At 69.2% G+C, this 16,713-nt stretch carries 15 protein-coding genes; 11 read left to right on the forward strand and 4 right to left on the reverse strand.

Annotated features, from left to right (window positions below):
• The 5 genes from mreD to ABZ956_RS17170 all read left to right on the forward strand — a co-directional run bounded on the left by mreD (position 1) and on the right by ABZ956_RS17170 (position 7,711).
• Entirely contained in the window at positions 1 to 705 is a 705-nt protein-coding gene (gene mreD / locus ABZ956_RS17150; protein ID WP_361893544.1) for a rod shape-determining protein MreD, read from the forward strand.
• Complete coding sequence (gene mrdA / locus ABZ956_RS17155) at positions 702 to 2,906, forward strand: penicillin-binding protein 2 (RefSeq protein ID WP_361893547.1); 2,205 nt, start codon at positions 702 to 704, stop codon at positions 2,904 to 2,906. The genes mreD and mrdA overlap by 4 nt, the downstream gene beginning before the upstream one ends.
• Positions 2,903 to 4,102, forward strand: coding sequence for a rod shape-determining protein RodA (gene rodA, locus ABZ956_RS17160; RefSeq protein WP_361893550.1), 1,200 nt, complete (start codon positions 2,903 to 2,905; stop codon positions 4,100 to 4,102). The genes mrdA and rodA overlap by 4 nt, the downstream gene beginning before the upstream one ends.
• 51 nt (positions 4,103 to 4,153) lie before the next feature.
• Entirely contained in the window at positions 4,154 to 5,692 is a 1,539-nt protein-coding gene (locus ABZ956_RS17165; RefSeq protein WP_361893553.1) for a CYTH and CHAD domain-containing protein, read from the forward strand.
• A gap of 93 nt (positions 5,693 to 5,785) precedes the next feature.
• Positions 5,786 to 7,711 (forward strand): TIGR03960 family B12-binding radical SAM protein, encoded by a 1,926-nt coding sequence (locus tag ABZ956_RS17170; protein ID WP_361893556.1) that lies wholly within the window; start codon positions 5,786 to 5,788, stop codon positions 7,709 to 7,711.
• A 905-nt stretch (positions 7,712 to 8,616) separates the two neighbouring features.
• Here ABZ956_RS17170 and ABZ956_RS17175 read toward each other — a convergent pair.
• Both ABZ956_RS17175 and ABZ956_RS17180 read right to left on the reverse strand, forming a co-directional pair.
• A complete protein-coding gene (locus tag ABZ956_RS17175; RefSeq protein ID WP_361893559.1) occupies positions 8,617 to 9,087 on the reverse strand; it encodes an NUDIX domain-containing protein in 471 nt (156 codons plus the stop codon).
• 2 nt (positions 9,088 to 9,089) lie between these two features.
• Positions 9,090 to 9,833, reverse strand: coding sequence for a helix-turn-helix domain-containing protein (locus ABZ956_RS17180; RefSeq protein WP_361893562.1), 744 nt, complete (start codon positions 9,831 to 9,833; stop codon positions 9,090 to 9,092).
• Between the two features lie 212 nt (positions 9,834 to 10,045).
• Here ABZ956_RS17180 and ABZ956_RS17185 point away from each other — a divergent pair, with 212 nt between their 5' ends.
• From ABZ956_RS17185 to ABZ956_RS17200, 4 genes are all read left to right on the forward strand, one after another.
• On the forward strand, positions 10,046 to 10,483 hold the full coding sequence (locus tag ABZ956_RS17185) for an ATP-binding protein (protein WP_361893565.1): 438 nt from the start codon (positions 10,046 to 10,048) through the stop codon (positions 10,481 to 10,483).
• Positions 10,483 to 10,677, forward strand: a complete 195-nt coding sequence (locus ABZ956_RS17190; protein WP_361893567.1) for a hypothetical protein — start codon at positions 10,483 to 10,485, stop codon at positions 10,675 to 10,677. The genes ABZ956_RS17185 and ABZ956_RS17190 overlap by 1 nt, the downstream gene beginning before the upstream one ends.
• A gap of 615 nt (positions 10,678 to 11,292) precedes the next feature.
• Positions 11,293 to 11,586 carry a hypothetical protein gene (locus tag ABZ956_RS17195; RefSeq protein WP_361893570.1) on the forward strand — a complete coding sequence of 98 codons (294 nt, stop codon included), beginning with the start codon at positions 11,293 to 11,295 and terminating at the stop codon, positions 11,584 to 11,586.
• Positions 11,587 to 12,401: 815 nt separating this feature from the next.
• The gene (locus tag ABZ956_RS17200; RefSeq protein WP_361893573.1) at positions 12,402 to 12,863 is read left to right on the forward strand and encodes a Pycsar system effector family protein; all 462 of its coding nucleotides are present in this window, start codon (positions 12,402 to 12,404) and stop codon (positions 12,861 to 12,863) included.
• Between the two features lie 37 nt (positions 12,864 to 12,900).
• Here ABZ956_RS17200 and ABZ956_RS17205 read toward each other — a convergent pair whose 3' ends face one another.
• The gene (locus ABZ956_RS17205; protein ID WP_361893576.1) at positions 12,901 to 13,512 is read right to left on the reverse strand and encodes a helix-turn-helix domain-containing protein; all 612 of its coding nucleotides are present in this window, start codon (positions 13,510 to 13,512) and stop codon (positions 12,901 to 12,903) included.
• A 181-nt stretch (positions 13,513 to 13,693) separates the two neighbouring features.
• Between ABZ956_RS17205 and ABZ956_RS17210 the strand changes: the two genes are divergently transcribed.
• The gene (locus ABZ956_RS17210) at positions 13,694 to 14,110 is read left to right on the forward strand and encodes a DUF6463 family protein (RefSeq protein ID WP_361893579.1); all 417 of its coding nucleotides are present in this window, start codon (positions 13,694 to 13,696) and stop codon (positions 14,108 to 14,110) included.
• Between the two features lie 1,229 nt (positions 14,111 to 15,339).
• A complete protein-coding gene (locus tag ABZ956_RS17215; RefSeq protein ID WP_361893581.1) occupies positions 15,340 to 15,783 on the forward strand; it encodes a hypothetical protein in 444 nt (147 codons plus the stop codon).
• A gap of 80 nt (positions 15,784 to 15,863) precedes the next feature.
• On the opposite strand, the gene ABZ956_RS17220 is transcribed toward ABZ956_RS17215, so the two are convergent.
• On the reverse strand, positions 15,864 to 16,628 hold the full coding sequence (locus ABZ956_RS17220) for a GntR family transcriptional regulator (RefSeq protein WP_361893584.1): 765 nt from the start codon (positions 16,626 to 16,628) through the stop codon (positions 15,864 to 15,866).
• Positions 16,629 to 16,713 lie beyond the last annotated feature (85 nt).

Raw genomic sequence — 16,713 nt, forward strand, 5'->3', positions numbered from 1 at the left:
ATGCGCCTGAACCGGATCCTGCTCTCGACCGCGCTCGTGGTGGTGGCACTCGTCGTCCAGGTGAGCGTCTTCGCCCGCCTGCACCTGCCCGGCGCCGTCCCCGACCTGCTCCTCCTCGTCGTCGTCGGCCTCGCGATCGTCTACGGACACACCGCCGGCGCCCTCATCGGCTTCGGCGCCGGCCTGCTCGCCGACCTCGCGCCCCCCGCCGACCACGCCACCGGGCGCTACGCCCTGGTGCTGTGCCTGATCGGCTACCTCGTCGGCCTGGCCAAGCCCGAGAGCGGCCAGCTGCGTTCGGCCACGGTGCCCATGCTCGCCGTCGTCGGCGCCGCCATCGCCTCCACCCTGCTGTACGCGGGCGTCGGCTCCCTCGTCGGCGACACCGCCGCCCGCCACGTCGGCCTGACCGGCCTCGTCCTGACCGCCGCGGTCTACGACCTGCTGCTGGCGCCCTTCACCGTGCCCCTGATCATGGCCGTGGCCCGGCGCACCGTCGCCGATCCGCTCACCGGCGACGGCACCGCGGTCGCCGCCACCGGCGAGGCCGCCTACCGGCGCGACACCGGCGGCAGCTTCCGCCTCGGCCGCATCAGCCGCAAGGGCCGCCTCGGCGGCCGTACGGGCCGCATCGGCGGCCAGCGCACCAGCCTGCTCGCCAAGCCCGGGCGCAAGCCGAAGCTCAAGGGGGTCAAGCGGCTTTGACCAGTCGTCCTGAGACCGGACGGACCTCGCGCATCACGATCCGGCTGGTCGTCATCCAGATCCTCGTCTTCTCGCTGCTGCTCACCCTCGGCGGCCGCCTGTGGTACCTCCAGATCCGCAACGGCGACCAGTACACCGCCGAGGCCGCCGACAACCACATCCAGCAGGTCGTCGCCCCCGCCACCCGCGGCTCGATCCTCGACGCCCGCGGCGTGCCGCTCGCGGACAACGAGACCCGGCTGGTGGTCTCCGCCAGCCGTACCGACCTGATGAAGATGAAGGACAAGGGCAAGGCCGTCCTCGCCCGCCTCGCCGGCGTCCTGGGTCTCAAGCCCGAGGACGTCGCCGCCAAGGTGCGGCTGTGCGACGCCAAGACGCCCAAGCCCTGCTGGGCCGGCTCGCCCTACCAGCCCATCCCCATCACGGACGAGGCCACCACCCAGCAGGCCCTGCAGATCCGCGAGCGCCAGGAGGACTTCCCGGGCATCACGGCCGAGCCCACCGCCGTACGCCGCTACGCCGGCCCGGGCGGCTCCAACACCGCCCAGGTCCTCGGCTACCTCTCGCCCGTCAGCGACGAGGAGATCACCAAGGCCAAGAACGCCCGCTCCCCGCTGCTGCGCTCCGACCAGATCGGCCGCTCGGGCCTCGAGCGGCAGTACGACACCGAGCTGCGCGGCAAGGCCGGCGTCACCCGCTACGAGGTCGACAACCTCGGCCGCGTCATCGGCAAGGCCAAGAGCGACAAGGCCGAGCCCGGCGCCAACATCGTCACCAGCATCGACGCCCGCGTGCAGGCCATAGCGGAACGAGAACTGGACCAGGCGATGAAGGACGCCCGCAAGGAGATGGACCGCAACACCGGCGTCAACTACAAGGCCGACGCCGGCGCCGTCGTGGTGCTGGAGTCCAAGACCGGCCGGGTCGTCGCCATGGCCTCCAACCCCACCTACGACCCCAACGCCTGGGTCGGCGGCATCTCCGGCAAGGACTACAAGCAGCTCACCGGCAAGGACTCGAACTACCCGCTGCTCAACCGCGCCATCCAGGGCCAGGCCGCCCCCGGCTCCATCTTCAAGGTCATCTCCACCACGGCGGCCGTCAACGCCGGGTACGCCTTCGACGACGGCTACAACTGCTCGAGCTCGTACAGCATCGGCAACCAGGTCTTCAAGAACTTCGAGTCCCAGTCCCACGGCTCCATCACCCTCGGCCGGGCGCTGGAGGTCTCCTGCGACACCGTCTTCTACGACCTGGCCTACCGTCAGTGGCAGAAGGACGGCGGCAACAAGCCCAAGAACCCCGCCGACTGGTTCTACAAGACCGCCCACCAGTTCGGCCTCGCCAAGGAGACCGGCATCGACCTCCCCAACGAGGTCCGCGGCCGCGTCCCCGACCGCGAGTGGAAGAAGAAGTACTGGGAAGCCAACAAGGACACCTGGTGCAAGCAGGGCGACAAGGACGACAGCTACGCCGGGAAGATCGCCAAGGAGAACTGCGAGTCCGGCATGCGCATGCGCGCCGGTGACTCCGTCAACTACTCCATCGGCCAGGGCGACACCCTCGTCACCCCCATCCAGATGGCCACCATCTACGCCGCCATCAGCAACGGCGGCACCCTGTACAACCCCACCGTGGGCAAGGCCATCGTCTCCAGCGACGGCAAGCGCGTCCGGGAGATCAAGCCGGTCTCCCACGGCCGGCTGCCCTTCGAGGGCAGGACCCGCGACCAGATCGACGCCGCCCTCGCCGGCGTCGCCACCAACGGCACCGCCGCCTGGCGGTTCCAGGGCTGGCCCCAGAAAGAGATCCCCATGCACGCCAAGACCGGCACCGCCGAGGTCTACGGCAAGCAGACCACCTCCTGGTTCGCCACCTACACCGCCGACTACACCATCGTCATGACGATCTCCCAGGGCGGCACCGGCTCCGGCGCCTCCGGCCCGGCCGTCCGCAAGATCTACAACGGCCTCTACGGCGTCGACGAACAGGGCAAGATCGACCAGCGGAAGGCGCTGCTGCCGCACCCGCAGACCGGGCTGCCGAAGATCGAGAAGGACGGCACGATCGAGGCCCAGCCCATCGCCTCGCCCACGCCCAGCCCCTCGGCGTCCGCCTCGGACGGCTCCTCGGCCCCGCCCTCGGACGGACCGCCCTCGCCGGAGCAGTCCCCGTCCCGGAAGGAGGACGAGGACCGGTGAGCACCGCCGGCGGCTACCGCGTCCGCCGATTCACCCCCGAGCGCGGCACCTGGTCCCGGCTCACCGCCCGCGACTCCGTGCTGCGCCGCCTGGACTGGGTCATGCTGCTCGCGGCCCTGGCCCTGTCCGCCATCGGCACCCTGCTCGTCTACTCCGCCACCCGCAACCGCACCGAGCTCAACCAGGGCGACCCCTACTACTTCCTGCTGCGCAACCTCCTCAACACCGGCATCGGCCTGGCCCTCGCCCTCGGCGCGGTCTGGCTCGGCCACCGGGCGCTGCGCGGCGCCGTCCCCATCCTCTACGGCATCTCGGTGCTGTTCACCCTCGCCGTGCTCACCCCGCTCGGCGCGACCATCAACGGCGCCCGCTCCTGGATCCAGCTCGGCGGCGGCTTCTCCATCCAGCCCTCCGAGTTCACGAAGATCACCATCACGCTGGGGATGGCGATGCTGCTGGCCGGCAAGGTCGACGCCGGCGACCGGCGCCAGCCCGACCACCGCACCGTCATGGAGGCCCTCGCCCTCGCCGCGCTGCCGATCGTCGTCATCCTGCTGATGCCCGACCTCGGCTCCGTCATGGTGCTCGTCGTCATCGTGCTGGCCGTGCTCCTGGCCTCCGGCGCGTCCAACCGCTGGATCGCCGGGCTCATCGGAACGGGCGTCGTCGGCTGCGTCCTCGTCTGGCAGCTCGGCGTCCTCGACGAGTACCAGATCAACCGCTTCGCCGCCTTCGCCAACCCCGCCCTCGACCCGGCCGGCGTCGGCTACAACACCAACCAGGCCCGCATCGCCATCGGCTCCGGCGGCCTCACGGGCTCCGGCCTCTTCCACGGCTCCCAGACCACCGGCCAGTTCGTCCCCGAGCAGCAGACCGACTTCATCTTCACCGTCGCCGGGGAGGAACTCGGCTTCGTCGGCGCCGGAACCATCATCGTCCTGCTCGGCATCGTGCTGTGGCGGGCCTGCCGCATCGCGCGGGAGACCACCGAGCTGTACGGCACCATCGTGGCCGCCGGCATCATCGCCTGGTTCGCGTTCCAGAGCTTCGAGAACATCGGCATGACCCTGGGCATCATGCCCGTCACCGGACTGCCGCTGCCCTTCGTCTCCTACGGAGGCTCCTCGATGTTCGCGGCCTGGATGGCGGTCGGACTCCTCCAGTCGATCAAGGCGCAGCGCCCGATGTCCGCCTAGCCGCCCGAGGCGCTCTGCCGCGACGCCCGTTCGAGGACTAGATTCGGCGTCATGGCGGACACCGTGAGAGAGATCGAGCGGAAGTACGAAGCCGACGACGGCAGGGGCCCGGCCCACCTCCCCGACCTGAGCGGGGCCGCGCCCGTGGCGGCCGTCGACGACCGGGGGACGGCCGAGCTGGACGCCGTCTACTACGACACCGCCGACCGCCGCCTGGCCGCGGCCGGCATCACCCTGCGCCGCCGCACGGGCGGCGCCGACGCCGGCTGGCACCTGAAACTGCCGGTCGCCCCCGGGGTACGGGACGAGATCCGCGCCCCCCTCGCCCCCACCGTGCCCCGCCCCTTGAGCGCACTCGTCCGCTCGCGCACGCGCGACGTCCCGCTCGGACCGCTGGTGCGCATCGTCTCCCGCCGGCACGTCCAGCACCTCCTCGACGCCGGCGGCACCGTGCTCGCCGAAGCGAGCACCGACACGGTCACCGCCACCGCCCTCACCGACGGCGGCGCCACGGCGACCTGGACGGAAGTGGAGATCGAACTCGCCCGGGGCGGCGACGCCGACCTGTTCGACGCCCTCGAACCCCACCTGCGCACGGCGCACCTGCGCCCGGCGAAGGCGCCCAGCAAGCTGGCGCGGGCCCTGGCCGAGACCGGCATCGCCCCCCTGAGCCCGCCGCCCGCCCCCGCCCTGCCCCCCAAGGCCACCGCCGGCGACCACGTCCTGGCGTTCCTGCGCGAACAGGCCGAAGCCGTCGCCACCCTCGACCCCGGCGCCCGCCTCGGCACCGAGGACGCCGTCCACCAGATGCGCGTCGCCACCCGCCGCCTGCGCAGCGCCTTCCGCAGCTACGCGGGCGTCCTGGACCGGCGCGTCACCGACCCCCTCGCCGAGGAACTGAAATGGCTCGCCGCCGAACTCGGCGTCGACCGCGACCGCGAGGTCATCACCGAACGACTCCACGAGAACCTCGCTGACCTGCCCCGCACGCTCGTCCGCGGACCCGTGCGCGCCCGGCTGCGCATCTGGTCCCACCGCAACCGCGTCGAGTCCCGCAAGCGCCTGACCGCCGTCCTCGACGGCAAGCGCTACCTGGCGCTCCTCGACGGCCTCGACGCCCTCCTCGCCGACCCGCCGCTGCGCACCGCCGCCGCCAAGCCCCCGGCCGTGGCGCTGGCCAAGGCCGTGCTGCGCGACTACGGCCGCCTGGCCGCCCGCGTCGAGCACGCCCTGGCCACCGCCGCCCCGGGCCCCGAGCGGGACACCGCCCTGCACGACGCCCGCAAGGCCGCCAAGCGCACCCGCTACGCGGCGGAGCTCGCGACGCCCGGCCTGGGCAAACCGGCGAAACGATTCGCCAAGCAGATGAAGACCGTCCAGTCCCTGCTGGGCGACCACCAGGACAGCATCATGGTGCGCGACGCCCTGCGCACGATCGCCGCCCAGGCCGACGGGGCGGGGGAGTCCGCCTTCACCTTCGGGCTCCTCTACGGGCGCGAGGAACGGCGGGCGGAACGGGCCGAGCGGGAGCTGCCGGAGGTCTGGGCGGCGGTGTCCGACCGGCGGTGGCGGGAGGGGCTGGAACCCTGAGCCGTCCGGTCGCCCCGGTGGCCCGTGCAACCGCCGCCGCGCACGTTACCCTTGAGGGTCACCCCTGTCCGCTCATGAGAGACACCACTGCGAATGCCTGTCGAGTCGGTCTTCCCGCGCCTCGAAGCTCTCCTCCCGCACGTGCAGAAGCCCATCCAGTACGTCGGCGGAGAGCTGAACTCCACCGTCAAGCCCTGGGAGGAGTGCGACGTCCGCTGGGCGCTCATGTACCCGGACGCCTACGAGGTCGGACTGCCCAACCAGGGCGTCATGATCCTCTACGAGGTCCTCAACGAGCGCGAGGGCGTCCTCGCCGAGCGCACGTACAGCGTGTGGCCGGACCTCGAGGAGCTCATGCGTGAGCACAAGGTGCCGCAGTTCACCGTGGACAGCCACCGGCCCGTCGGCGCCTTCGACGTCTTCGGCCTGAGCTTCTCCACCGAGCTCGGCTACACCAACATGCTCACGGCCCTGGACCTCGCGGGCATCCCGATGGAGTCCAAGGACCGCACCGTCGACGACCCGATCGTCCTCGCGGGCGGCCACGCGGCGTTCAACCCCGAGCCCATCGCGGACTTCATCGACTGCGCGGTCATCGGCGACGGCGAACAGGCCGTCCTGGAGATCACCGACATCATCCGGGCCTGGAAGGCCGAGGGCCGCCCCGGCGGCCGCGACGAGCTGCTGCTGCGCCTGGCGAAGACCGGCGGCGTGTACGTCCCGCGCTTCTACGACGTGGAGTACCTGCCGGACGGCCGCATCGCCCGCGTCGTCCCGAACCGCTCCGGCGTGCCGTGGCGGGTCTCCAAGCACACCGTCATGGACCTCGACGAGTGGCCCTACCCCAAGCAGCCGCTGGTGCCGCTCGCGGAGACCGTGCACGAGCGGATGTCGGTGGAGATCTTCCGCGGCTGCACCCGGGGCTGCCGCTTCTGCCAGGCCGGCATGATCACGCGCCCGGTGCGGGAGCGGAGCATCACCGGCATCGGCGAGATGGTGGACAAGGGCCTGAAGGCCACCGGCTTCGAGGAGGTCGGCCTGCTGTCGCTGTCCTCCGCCGACCACACCGAGATCGGTGACATCGCCAAGGGCCTGGCCGACCGCTACGAAGAGGACAAGATCGGCCTCTCCCTGCCGTCGACCCGCGTGGACGCGTTCAACGTCGACCTCGCGAACGAGCTGACCCGCAACGGCCGCCGCTCCGGTCTGACGTTCGCCCCCGAGGGCGGCTCCGAGCGCATGCGCAAGGTCATCAACAAGATGGTCTCCGAAGAGGACCTCATCCGGACCGTCGCCACGGCCTACGGCAACGGCTGGCGCCAGGTGAAGCTCTACTTCATGTGCGGTCTGCCGACCGAGACTGACGAGGACGTGCTCCAGATCGGCGACATGGCGGTCAACGTGATCGCCAAGGGCCGTGAGGTGTCGAAGTCCAACGACATCCGCTGCACGGTCTCCATCGGTGGCTTCGTGCCCAAGCCGCACACCCCCTTCCAGTGGGCGCCGCAGCTCTCCGCCGAGGAGACCGACGCCCGGCTGGCGAAGCTGCGCGACAAGATCCGCGGCGACAAGAAGTACGGCCGCTCCATCGGCTTCCGCTACCACGACGGCAAGCCCGGCATCATCGAGGGCCTGCTCTCGCGCGGCGACCGCCGCGTGGGCGCCGTCATCCGCGCGGTCTACGAGGACGGCGGCCGCTTCGACGGCTGGCGCGAGCACTTCAGCTACGACCGCTGGATCAAGTGCGCCGAGCAGACGCTGCCCGAGCAGGGCGTCGACGTCGCCTGGTACACCACGCGCGAGCGTACGTACGAGGAGGTCCTGCCCTGGGACCACCTGGACTCCGGTCTGGACAAGGACTGGCTCTGGGAGGACTGGCAGGACGCGCTCGACGAGACCGAGGTCGAGGACTGCCGCTGGACCCCGTGCTTCGACTGCGGCGTCTGTCCGCAGATGGACACGGCTATACAAATCGGCCCGACGGGCAAGAAGCTGCTGCCGCTGACCGTCAAAAAGTAGGGTCTGACCTGCGGAAAGGGCTTGCCGGTGAGTGATGCTCTGGAGCGGGTGACGGATGTCCTGGTGGGGCTCAATGAGGCCGAAAGAGATCGCATCCTGGCTGAACTGGTACCCCGGGCGGAAGCCCGGGGGGCGGCCCCTAAGGCCGGTCGTACTCCACTACCGGGTCAACCGAGCCGTTCCGGTATCCGTAGCGAGATCGAGTGGGTGTGATGTAGCCCACCGGCACCGGAAGGCGCCTGTCCATGGCGGGACAGGCGCCTTCCGGGCGAACAGGGGCGCTTCGCCGTGGCGGCGTCGTCTGCCGTCTGTGCGGTGGCCGCGCTGCCAGCCAGCTCACGCCCGGGATGGTGGCTGCCCGTGCTCAAGGTACTGAGGATGGGCACCCCTCCGAGCAGCGATCGCCCGCTTGGCCCTGCGGGCAAGCCTCGGAATCAGTAGATCTTCGATTGCCTCGGGGGGGGGGTGAAATTCGGCGGCCAGTAGCTCCCCGGCCGCGACCTTGATCGCGTTGATGTCCTCGGGACGCAGCTCTCCGCCGTCGAAGACGTACAGCACCTCGTCACCCTCGGTCGCGCTGGGCGCCCAGCCCACGACCAGGAGCTGGCCCTGCGCCGCGGCGTCGCACACGTCCTGCTGGGCGCTGGCTCGCCGGAGGATGCTGTGCGCGTCACTCTGAGGGCGCCGAACGAGGTTCCGTCAGGCTGGTGGCAGTCATCTCCCGTGGCGCTGTCTGTATACGGAACTCTTTCCTGAACGGTGCCATGGCACCAGCAGTACCTTGCGCGCAACATCAACGGCTACTGCGGGATCGGGGGGCGTCCAGCTGGGTGACCCGTCGGAAGGCGGCTGGGGCGGCTCGTGCCCGACGGGGATCGCGTCTGTCGGGGACTGACCTTGAGGCGTCACCCCAGGTAAGGGTGCTCCCGACGCTCCAGGAAGTGCCGGATACGGAGCTGCTGCGTGTGATGCATCGGGAGTGCGGCGATCTCGTCGGGGTGGACGAACCGAAGCTCGGTGGACTCGTCGGAGATCGCGATCCCGCCGCCGGTCACCCGCGCGGTGAAGCAGACGTTGAACTGCCGCCGTACCTCTCCGTCGGAGTAGACGATCACGTGGCGCGGGTCGGTGTAGGTGCCGACCAGCCCCGTGATCTCCACGTCCAGGCCGGTCTCCTCCTTGACCTCGCGCACCGCTGTGCCGGGGAGTGAGTCGGTCATCTCCATGCCGCCGCCGGGCAGGGCCCAGAGAGCATTGTCGCGCCGTCGCTGAAGCAGGATGCGCCCCTGATCGTCGGTGACGACAGCGGACGCGGCGACAACCATGCTGTTGGGCTCGGGGGCGTTCGGATCGTCGTAGAACTCGGTACGGGCCACGGTCACTCCTCCTGGACGGGCGTCGCTGTCGCCCACACCGCGTCGAAGCTCTGCGCGTAGGTGTCGAAGACCCCTCCGGCACCGTTGCGGCGGAGATGCCAGATGGGGGCCGGGTACGCGTTGGCTCCCCAGACGTGGGCGTTGACCAATAGTTGATCATCCGCCCGGTACAGGGAGTTGTAGAGCGTCGTCCCGTGCGTCCGGATCTCGATGCCGGGAGCCCCGACCAGTGACCGGTAGTGCATCAGAGCCAGTCGACACCTCGACTCGATGCCGTGGCCGAACCGCTCCTCTTCACCGTGCTGCCGGACGTTCTCGCTGTCGGCGTCACCCACGGCGATCCGCACGGTGCAGCCTTCAGCGGCGCGCTCACGCAGAAGGTCGTTGAGGCGGGGGTATGCCTCGTGGAGGAAGACCGCCGCGTAGACGAGCACATCGATGTGCTCGCGGGCCTGGGCGAACAGGTCGGTGAACCGGGAAACCGGAACGTCTGCGCGCTGGTCGTAGAGGGCGACCAGCTCGGGGCTGACAGCGCGTGCGGCACGTGCCTGCCGGAGCGCCGGCCAAAGTGCGTGCACGTCTTCTCCTAATGTCTCCGCCGCTTGCACAGCCGTTGAGCGGCGCGGCGTGCGCCCCTGATTGACCCATCGCTCAACGGACTTGGGGTCAACCTCCGCTTTCTCCGCCAGGGTGGCGTATGTCCACCCTCCGGCTGCCATGGCGGCTCGAAGCCTTTCGTTCGACATCACAGTCTCTCCCGGAGTCGGGGACATCACTAGGGACGTTCTACCGCCCGCAGGACGTCCCGGAATGGGGTTTGGGGGAGGTTTCCCCGTCCTGATGATCGGCACGATGCTCCCTACGTGAGCGACGGCCCCTCAGATTCGGGTCCGCCTGCGTCTGCGCCCTGCCTTCGCTCAAGTCACTTACCCGTGCTCTCGAAGGACGGTCGAGACCTGTGAGCGGTGCAAATGGGCTGGTCAGCAGATGTAACGTCGAAACAAGGCGCGTGCGACGGTGGAAGCACCACCCGAAAGCCGTGGGCCTGGCGCGCTCCGAACTGCGCGCAGCACTGGTCGACTGGGGGCTCACTCAGATCGAGGACCAGGCGCTGATTGTGCTCTCGGAACTCGTGACGAACGCCGTCAAGCACGCCCACACTTCCCCGGGTCGAGAGATCGAGACGTCGTTCTGTCGCGGTACCTGCGGCGTGCGGATTGCTGTGGATGACGCCGACGAGACACCACCCCGGATTCGAACCGGAGGTGCGACAAGCGGTCGCGGCTTGATCCTCGTCGCCGAGATGGCGGACCGCTGGGGCGTGAGGCCACGGCGCGGCATCGGTAAGTCCGTGTGGGCCGTGGTGACGATTCCGGGCAGCGAGGGGTGGCTGTGATGCGCCTGCTGGCTTACATGCTGCGGCCGGGGGACCTGGTGAACGACGGCAGGACCAAGCGGGAGGTGAAGGCGATCCGGCGGGAGGAGCACGGCGTGATCGTCGCGTTCAAGTCGGGTCCGGCACAGCGCATTGCCGCGACCGCACCCTTGTCGGTCCGACGCGACTGGACCCGTCGGGAGCGTGGGCGATGACAGAGATACCGGCGTCCCAGGCTGCCCGCCTGGCACTCGCCCCGGACGATCAATACGGCGGGCCACGGTACTGCGCGGATTGCGTCGACTGTTGGCGAACCTCCGAACACGTTCTGGTCCTGAGCGATGCCGAGTCGTGGTGCATCAGGCACTCGTTCCTGACGGGTCACAACGAGTTCATGCACACGGAGATCCGCTACTCACGCATCGCCACGGCCGTCGGCTCGCGATGAACCGGGGAACGGTCGCCGGCATGGGATGGCGACTCGCCCCGACTCGACTTCCCCGACGCGAACGCCCGTGAGCGGCGTCCGTCCAATCCGCTGCTCTACGGGCGGTCCGGCTCGAAGCGTCGGAGGAAGGTCAGGCAGCCGGCGCCCCCGCTGCCTGAAGCGGTCCGGTTCCTTGGCCCTCCCCAAACACGGCTGAGGAACCGGGCCCGCATCGAACGATCACAAGACAGCAGAACCGGACCACCCCGTTCCTTGGCGGGCTCGGGGGTGGTCCGGCAGGGATCACCGAAGACCCCGGTGCCGATGGTACCGGGGCCCTCGTCGTGTCCTCAGGCGATGCGCCCCTCAAGATCCTTAATCAGCCAAGCTTGAAGGGGTGGCAATGTCCGCGCCAGACGAGGAGGCGTTCGAGATGACGGGCTCGGAATTCGATCCGGAGGCCGTGGTGTGGGTGCGCGGGGTGGACTACCTGGGCGGCTGGCGGGAAGCCCAGGACGCGGCAGCGGAGTTGAGTGAAGCGCTCGCTGCGGTGGGGGTGAATACCTCGGGCTTGGTGGCCACGGCGCAGACTCGGGTGGATGGCTCCGGGGTCGTGCGGTTGGTGTGGCCGGTGGAGACGGTGCGGGCCGTTGTGGCGCTGGTGCGGAACGCGGGTGACCTGCGGCGGGCGAGCTGAGAGCGGCGTGCGCTCACAGGAACGGACATCCCCTCGCCGCTGGAAGCGATGGCCTGGATTGCTCATCGCCCTCAAATTTCCCGCCTGTTGTCGGGCGCGGTCGCTAGCCTCGTGCGCCTCTCACGATCAAGGGGAGGTGCACGATGCAGGGTGATGAAGAACAGGCGCTTGCCATCGCCATAGGCGCACTGCTGTTGATAGGCGGGGCGCTAGTGGGGGATGCACTCGTCGGGCCGTGGCCCACTCTTGCGGCCGGAGTGAGCCTGGTCCTGATCCACTACCTTGGCCCCGTCGTCGCCCGGGAACTGGCCGTACGGCGCTTTGCCCGACAGATCCGCCGTCACCACGACCGGTAAGGCAGACCCCACATGCCTGCCAGCCGGACGCTCGGCCACGACGGTGGTGATCTAAGCGGAGCGCCCCCACCGGGCCCGGCCACATCGCGGCAGCTACCCGCTCCCCCACAGCCACGGCCTCCGGGCCCGCGCCCCCACCTGTCCCCTCGCTGCCAGCCGTCTTGGCACGCACAACGACGAAAGCGGCGGCCGACGGAGCACCCGCCATGCGAACCGCTCAGCGCTGCGCCCCAATCGGCCAGAGGTCAGTCGCCGTCGGATGTTCAGGGCTGTCACCTGCTGGGCGTGCCGCCGCTCGGCCTTTAGCCGTGGGGGCAAACCTTGAGATGTGTCACGCGCCCAGTGCACCCGCGTGTCACACCGATCGTCCGCGTGCCGCAACCATCGGGGTGAGCAAACAGCGTCTATGCCCTGCCGGCAAGGCGCCTCGCATCCGATCTCCTTGGGGACCCTATGTCCATGCCGTCGGCTGCCCCGGATGAACAGATGGAAAGAGGTCTCGACCGTGCGCTGAACAAGGTGAGTGACGCTCTGGCCCGGTCCGATGTGAAGGGCGCGCTGCTCCTGGGCCTCGACGGGGGGCTGGTTGTCCTGCTCGGCACCCTCGCGGCCGACGGCTCTGGCATTGCACGAGTCATGGCTGGTGCAGCCGCTGCGGTCCTGGGAGTCGCCATCGTGCTCCTGCTCCTGGCGGTCACGCCCAACCTCGATGCCGACGACCAAGCCTCCTTCCCGTACTGGGCAACGCTCACTCCAGAGCAAGTACGCAATACGGTCCGAGAGGATCGCCGACATCACGAGGTCTGCACGTTGTCCCGGCTCGCCCACGCGAAGTACAAGCGCGTCCGGGCGGCCTGCGTTGCCACCGGCCTTGCTGTTCTACTCCTGGTCGCGACTACCTTCCTCACCGCTCTGGACTAGCGAGACGAAGAGAGCGCTGGACCGCCGGTCCGCTTCCTTAAGCGTTTCGCGAGTCCTGTTGACGCCCGTTCGGAGGGTTTGTGCGGTCTTCCGTGCCGGGTGAGCGGTCGAGGAGAAGCCGGCCGGCCCGGGCACGGACCTCGGCGTGGGTGCGGCCGGGGTGATCGGCGGCGAGGAAGTGGCTGCCGATGGCCATGCAGAAGGCGAGCAGGCTGCGCGCCTCGACCTCTTCCGGGTCGGGGCAGAATGTGCTGATCGCGTCACGCAGCAGCTGCATGCGCCGGTTGTCCACGCGGCGCAGCCGGTCGGCGACCGCCCGGTCGCGGCGTGCCCAGTCGCGGACGGCGAGGTCGATGGGCAGCAGATGACCGCCGGAGAAGGTGAGTTTGCCGGCGAGCCGCACCCTTTCCACAGGGTCGCTCTCCTGCACGACCCGGTCGATGACTTCGTCGACGCTCTCTCGCTCCCAGGCGTCGAGCATCTCGTTCAACAGCGCCTCGCGGCTGGCGAAGTAGCCGTAGAAGCCTCCCTTGGTGACGCCGAGCGCCTTTGCCAAGGCCTCGACGCGTACGGCTTCCGCGCCACCCTCGGCCAGTGCGCGCAGTCCTTCTTCGATCCAGGTCTCGCGCGGTGTGCGCAGCGCACCCATTTTGTGGTCCACCTCATGCAGATGTCGGTTGTACGGGTCTGTATATCGCGCCTATTCTCACGTTGTACGTGACCGTACAACGTGGGGGGACGGGGCTCTGCCGTTCGGGACGGACGTCGCCCCGGACGGGCGGCTCACCCCGTCCCCTCGTCCCCGTGGTCGCAGGAAACGGAGTACTCGGATGATCAAGTGGGCAGGTTGGATCATCACGCTGGCCGGTATCGGGCACACGCTGGGCAGCCTTGTCGAAGCGGCTCCGGAACACGCCGGGACCTGGTTCGGCGGGAGTTGGAAGCTCGGGGAATACCCCGAGATGAGCGACGCCACCGTCGCCTGGTGGTATTCGATGTTCAGCTTCGGCCCGCCGATTCTCCTGATCGGCCTGACCGTGCTGTGGCTCGCCCGTCGCGGAATGACGCCGCCCGTGTTCATTCCCTGGGCCATGGTGGGGTGGGTCGTCATCGGTTTCGTGGTCGACGGGCCCTCGCCCTTGTTGATCCTCCTTGTCGCGGCCTGCCTGCTGCTGGTCGGTGCCCGACGTGGTGAAGGCCGGGGGAACGCGACTTCCGGCGCCGACGCCGCGACACCTGTGCGCTGAGCACCACCCCAAGCGACATCGCCAGCGAGCACCGGGCCATCTGCTGAGCCGTCGCGACGCGCTCCACCGACGGCCGGACCGCACGTTCGCCTTCGACGGGTTCGGCCCGCTCGGCATCCGCCTCGGCTGCCGCCTCGCGCTGGGGCCCAAGCGCGAGGCCGTGGGCCCAAGGGCTACATAGAGACGGTCCACCGCATCTATGCCGACAAGCGCGCCGGGCACGAGGCCCAGGAACTGCTCCTGGCCGTGGCGTACGCCGTCAGCATCGCCCCGCCCAAGCAAGGCCGCGGACCACTGAACATCACCGCCCACCTCCTGGGACGAGCCCACATCGACCAGCCGCGGCCGACGCCCCGCGCTACGAGGCGCCGCGCTCGGCGCCGAACTGGGGCCCGACTCACGCCCCGCCCTGCGGCGCCGCCTCCGCGCCCAGAAAGTGGTTGCACAGGCGATCTGCACAGCGTCGTGAGAGGTGATCTCGCCTTACCCGTACTCGCCAAAAGAGGATCACCGTTGGGTGTGTGGGCCTGAGCCACAGAAAGTCAGCCACGACGGCGGGGCGGCCGACCGATCCGCCCGTGCGCTTCCTCAACCACTTGCCGGCCCCGGCCACCCCTTCTCGGCTTTTGATCGTCACGGCCGGCACCACCCGAGACTCCGCGGCGATAGTGCTACCTGCCGGGCCGCAGACAACAGCGGTGCCGACGCGCGAAGCGAGCCAAGCCACAACGCATCCGCCACAGACGACGTGCGGCCGCGAACGGCTCACGCCAGGGTGCAGCCATCGCGCCGGGAATGGCGGCGGTCTTCGCCTGCCTGTAACGGGCGCCCTGGTCGTGCGGGCGGTGGGCGTCCGGCGGGACCGGCCGCCAGGCCGCAGCCCGCCGAAGCGCCCGGACCGCCCGGCGCGCCGCAGGCGCGCCCTTGAGTAAGTAAAGAGAAGTTGGACCGATCCTGTGCCGGGCTTAAGGCAAGGGGTGACGAGAAGCTGGTGACCGCGAGGGCGTGAGAAGCCTACGAGCCGCCTTCCTGCGAGAAGAGAGCTCGCTTCATCAGCCGGGCCTACAGCCGGGGGCTACTCGCATTGCGTAGGCAGGGCCTCCTGCTCTCCTTCTACCTGGTCAGGCTCTTCGGGGGGAGGGGGAGGGGGAGCGGTAGAGTCCCACCAGGTGAACCAGACACCTTCCGTGCATGCCGATTGAGGCATTCGGACGGTGATGGCGCTACCGGTGACCAGCCCATCGTTGTTGCCGACTGACCCGCTGCCGCTGAGCGAGCAATTGACGGTCGTTTCATCCTTCACCCGACAGGTCCCTACCTGGCTCCTGGTGCTCTTCTTCAGCAATGCGAAGGAGGAGCCCACAGTGTTCAGTAGTCGGGCGTCATTCATCGTCACGATGTCGAAGTACCAGTTCGTGCCGTACGTGCAGCTCTGCTGGGTGCAGTTGACTGCCGGGTGGAACTGGACAGTGGCGCCTGACGCTGCGGCGTCTGTTCCAGGATCGATCGCCCACGCGTCAGCTGCGAACGCCGCACTTTGGGAGAACGTCAACGCGACGGCGCTCAACGCAGCTACCACAGCGGACCTACGCCCAGCCGCTCTCAACTTCCCACGCATGACCGTTCCCCTTCCTGAAGGGCTCCGTCTTCCCTGTCAGGACAGCTGGATATGACCAAACGGAACAGCCCCCCTGCAGGCGATTCACTCCAACGGGTGTGCGTGCAGCCGAGGGACGGTCCGATAGACCATCCGTCAGCCGGCTGCGAGCCCGCGGCGCCTGTTGACGGTCACCCGGAAGGCGAGTTGGGCACGGCTAGCGCTGGCACGGAGCTCTTCAAGGACGAGGGGCCCCGTGACAGCGCTGCGGGTGACGCGGGTTGAGTGGATGACCGGTGTGGCCTCGGGGATGTCGAGTGTGGTGCGTTCGTCAGGCTTGGGCATGCGGGCACTGACCGTTTCGGTCCACGTGAGTTCGTGCCCGGCCTCGGCGAGCAGGGCGTAGATCTGCTCTGGCTCCGTGTCGGGGGCGTCGGCAAGCGGGGTTCCCTCGGCCACGCAGAACGGGATGATCAGGCGGTGCAGTGCACGGGTGCCGGTTTCCGGGTCGACGAGAAGGCGGTCTGTGCCGAATACCGCTTCACCCTCGGCGAGTTCGAGCATTGGGCCCGTGATGGCCGTGGTGGTTGAGCGGTAGGTGGCGGGTTCCTCGGCCTGCTGCCAGGCGTGCCCCAGGGCGTAGGTTCCGGCGTCCTGGTGGATGGTCTGCTCGATGGTGAGCGTGGGTGTGGGGAGGGCTCGGACGTAGCTGCCCTTGCCGTGGATGACCTCGATCAACCCCTCTGAGCGCAGAGCCGAGATCGCGTTGCGGATCGTGGGTCGGGAGACCTTGTAGCGCTCGATCAGCCGGGACTCCGACGGGAGTGGCGACCCGGGCGGGATTTCGCCGGCGGCGATGGCGTTGCGGATCTCGGCTGCGACCTGCTGATACAGGGCGCCGGGGCGCTGGATCTCTCCCACTGTGGGTCTCCCTTGGTGTGCGTCGTCGTCCATCCGTCTCACATCACTCGTCAGCATAAGTGCTTGCGCTGCCCGGTCAACAGCC

Origin of the sequence: Streptomyces sp. NPDC046261 (assembly GCF_040646235.1) — a bacterium.
GTDB lineage: Bacteria > Actinomycetota > Actinomycetes > Streptomycetales > Streptomycetaceae > Streptomyces.